The organism is Streptomyces sp. NPDC054840 (assembly GCF_053611065.1).
In genome coordinates this window covers 1-3,336 of record NZ_JBSGZP010000749.1, presented here as the reverse complement: position 1 = coordinate 3,336, position 3,336 = coordinate 1, and the positions used below count along the sequence as shown (strand labels likewise).

Sequence of the window (3,336 nt, the reverse complement as noted above, 5' to 3'; positions counted from 1 at the left end):
CTTCCTGCGCCTGGACCTGGCGGCGGTCACACTGCCCGAGCTGCCGCGGGACGAGGACCTGCCGGCCGGCGTCGAACTGCGTCCCGGCTCCGCCTTCGCCGCCGACCCGCGGCCGCTCTTCGAGGCCGACGCCGAGGCGACCTCCGACGAACCCGGCGATGTGGTGGCCGGGTCGGCCGACTACGAGGACTGGCTCGCGCAGATCTGGAACAACCCGACCCTCGACAAGGAGCTCACCACCGTCGCCCTGGTGGACGGTGTGGTGGCGTCCTTCTCGGCGGTCCGGACCGACGGCGCCACCCGGTACGGCTCGGCGATGACCGGCACCCTGCGCGCCTTCCGCGGCCGGGGACTGGCCAAGCTCGCCAAGACGGTCTCCCTGCACCGGGCCCGCGCGGCCGGGTACACCGAGGCCTTCACCGGCAACGACGCGGGCAACGGCCCGATGCTCGCCATCAACGAGTGGTTCGGCTACGAGATCTGCGCGACCGAGACGCGCTTCGCGAAGAAACTGGAGACCCCGTGACCGCACAGCTGACCGTCGTCCTGACCAAGGCCGGCCGGACCAAGATCCGCTACCCGGCGGCGCAGGTCGCCGACGACGGCGACCGGATCTCCGTGCGCGCCCCCTGGGCGGCCGAGGGGGTACGGAACTTCGGCTTCGTGCGCTTCGAGCCCGGCGACGTGTTCGTCGAGCACTTCTGGCGGACCCGCTGGTACGCGGTCAAGGAGGTGTGGACCGCGGGGGGCGTCCTCAAGGGCTGGTACTGCGACGTCACGCGGCCGGCCCTGCTGCAGAGCGGGGAGATCCTCGTGGAGGACCTGGACCTCGACCTGTGGGTGTCGGCGGACGGGAGCTCCGTGCTGCGGCTGGACGAGGACGAGTTCGCCGAGAGCGGGCTCGCCGCGAGCGACCCGGAGGCCGCGGCCCAGGCGGTACGGGCCCTGGACGCGCTGGACGACCAGGCCCGGTCCGCGGCGGGCCTGTCCGCGCTCCTACCGTAGTCCGGGGACGTAGGACCGGGGCGTGGGACGTGGGGCGCGCGGCGGCCCTCCCGTGGGGAGCCGGGAGGGCGCCGGGCCCGGGATGGTCCGGGGCCACACCATACGCACGGGCCTCAGTGGCCCGATAGGCATATGACAGGGGAGATTCCGGATCGTTCCGGATCGCCGTCCCCAGGCCGACGGGCCGATGGAAATCCTCGCCCCTCCCGATCCCCGAGGAACTGAGCATGGTCGTCCACACCGCCACCCCGCTCGCCGGGTCGGTCTCCACGCCCGAGCGGGTCTGGTACGCCTCCTACGGGTCCAACATGCACATGGACCGTCTCGCCACCTACCTCGCCGGCGGGACCCCGCCCGGCGCGTCACGCACGTACCCGGGCTGCCGGGACCACAGGGCCCCCGAGCGCTCCATCGCGGTCGAGCTGGAGGGCTGCCTGTACTTCGCCACGGAGTCCCCCGTATGGACGGGGGGCCGGGGGTTCTACGACCCCACGGCTCCCGGGCGCACGCGCGGACGGGCACACCTGGTGACGGTCGGCCAGGTGTCCGACATCGCCGCCCAGGAGATGTACGAGCAGCCGGGGGCGGACCTGGATCTGACAACAGCCCTACGGCACGGCCGTGACCAGCTGGGCCCGGGACGGTACGAGACCCTGATCTGCCCGGGCACGGTCGAGGGCATCCCCCTCCTGACGTTCACCGCGCCGTGGCGCCTTCAGGACGTCGAGGTGCTCAACCCGTCGGGCGCATACCTGCGCTACCTGGCCGGCGGCCTCCTGGAGTCCGGCCCCTGGGAGGAGCAGGACATCGCCGACTACCTCGCGTCGCGCCCCGGCGCCGCCGGGAACTGGACGGCCACACAGGTGCGGGAGCTGCTCACGGCCGATGGGATCCGCCCCTAGGGTGTTACCCCCGATCCGGCAGGCTGCCGTCCATGACGGAGGTGGGCGGACGGAGTTGGACGACGGGGAGCCGGATCACCTGGCCCGGGCAGGTGCTGAAGGCCTCGTTCCTGAGGCGGCGCTTGTCCCTGCCTTAAGGGGACCCTAAGGATCCGCTCCGGTGGGCCCGAGGCGGGAAAACACGTGGTCGGGGCGGCTAGCTTGGCCGGGCCAGGACAGGAAGGGCCCGTTGTGGCGCCGCCGGGGGGCGGCGCACTGCGGAGTCCGATTCCGCCGGCACCCCCTGCCTTGTGCCCGAAGGAGATCACCCATGCCCGCACGCCGCCGCACCGCCGTCACGCTGACCCGTATCGCCGCCGCCGGCCTGACCCCGCTCGCGCTGGCCGCGTACGGCGCGGCTCCCGCGGTCGCCCACGGCTCGATGACGGACCCGGTCAGCCGGGTGGCGGCGTGCTACGCCGAGGGGCCGGAGTCCCCGAAGTCAGCGGCCTGCAAGGCCGCGGCCGCGGCCGGCGGGACGCAGCCGTTCTACGACTGGAACGCGGTGAACATCGCCAACGCGGCCGGCAACCACCGGTCGTTGATCCCGAACGGCCGGCTCTGCTCGGCCGGCAACGACAAGTACCGGGGGCTGGACCTGGCCCGTGCCGACTGGCCGGCCGGCCCGATGTCCGCCGGCGCGCACACCTTCCGCTACAAGGGCACGGCCCCGCACAGGGGCACCTTCGAGCTGTACGTGACGAAGGACGGCTACGACCCGACGAAGCCCCTGGCCTGGTCCGACCTGGAGCCCGCGCCGTTCGCGAAGGTCACCGACCCGGGCATGCAGAACGGCGACTACGTGTTCTCCGGGACCGTCCCCAACAAGTCGGGCCGCCATCTGATCTACAGCATCTGGCAGCGTTCCGACAGCCCGGAGGCGTTCTACACCTGCTCGGACGTCGTCTTCGGCAAGGACAACGGCGGCAACGGGGGCGGGAACGGCGGGAACTCCGGTACGGCTCCGACCACCGAGCCCGGTACCGGGACGGGTGCCAAGCCGAGCGAGAAGCCCGAGGACGAGCCGTCCGGCAAGCCCGTCGACAAGCCCTCCGCCCCGACCGACCAGCAGATCTCCGACGGCGCCGGCAAGTCCACCGTGGAGCACAACGGCCACGGCGACAACGACCCGAAGACGAACGGCACGAAGGATGCCGCCGCCGTCCCGATCGCGGCCGGCTCCTCCTCGCCGGCCGCGGCCAAGGACAACCTCGCGGAAACGGGCGGCAACAGCGCCACCCCGACGATCGCGATCGCCGGGGCCGCCGCCCTGGCCGTCGGCGCCGCCGCGCTGTTCGGAGCCGCCCGCCGTCGCACCGCGCGTGCGACGACGGGCCGCCACGGCCGCTAGTGCTGTGTGCGGGCACGGTAACCGCGGGCCGACGCCCCC

The 3,336-nt window shown here is 73.0% G+C and carries 4 protein-coding genes; all 4 read left to right on the top strand.

The window, feature by feature from the left end:
* A partial coding sequence (locus ACWGIU_RS33375) for an N-acetyltransferase family protein (RefSeq protein ID WP_453711850.1) occupies window positions 1-526 on the top strand: 526 nt, incomplete at its 5' end.
* Entirely contained in the window at window positions 523-1,005 is a 483-nt protein-coding gene (locus ACWGIU_RS33370) for a DUF402 domain-containing protein (RefSeq protein WP_453711849.1), read from the top strand. The genes ACWGIU_RS33375 and ACWGIU_RS33370, both read left to right, overlap by 4 nt.
* Before the next feature lie 227 nt (window positions 1,006-1,232).
* Complete coding sequence (locus tag ACWGIU_RS33365) at window positions 1,233-1,907, top strand: histone deacetylase (protein WP_453711848.1); 675 nt, start codon at window positions 1,233-1,235, stop codon at window positions 1,905-1,907.
* 310 nt (window positions 1,908-2,217) lie between these two features.
* Entirely contained in the window at window positions 2,218-3,297 is a 1,080-nt protein-coding gene (locus tag ACWGIU_RS33360) for a lytic polysaccharide monooxygenase auxiliary activity family 9 protein (protein WP_453711847.1), read from the top strand.
* Window positions 3,298-3,336: the final 39 nt, after the last annotated feature.

Bases quoted from the DNA above. Each gene is read 5' to 3' on its own strand.
- ACWGIU_RS33365 (WP_453711848.1), top strand. From the start codon at position 1,233: ATGGTCGTCCACACCGCCACCCCGCTCGCCGGGTCGGTCTCCACGCCC.
- ACWGIU_RS33360 (WP_453711847.1), top strand. From the start codon at position 2,218: ATGCCCGCACGCCGCCGCACCGCCGTCACGCTGACCCGTATCGCCGCC.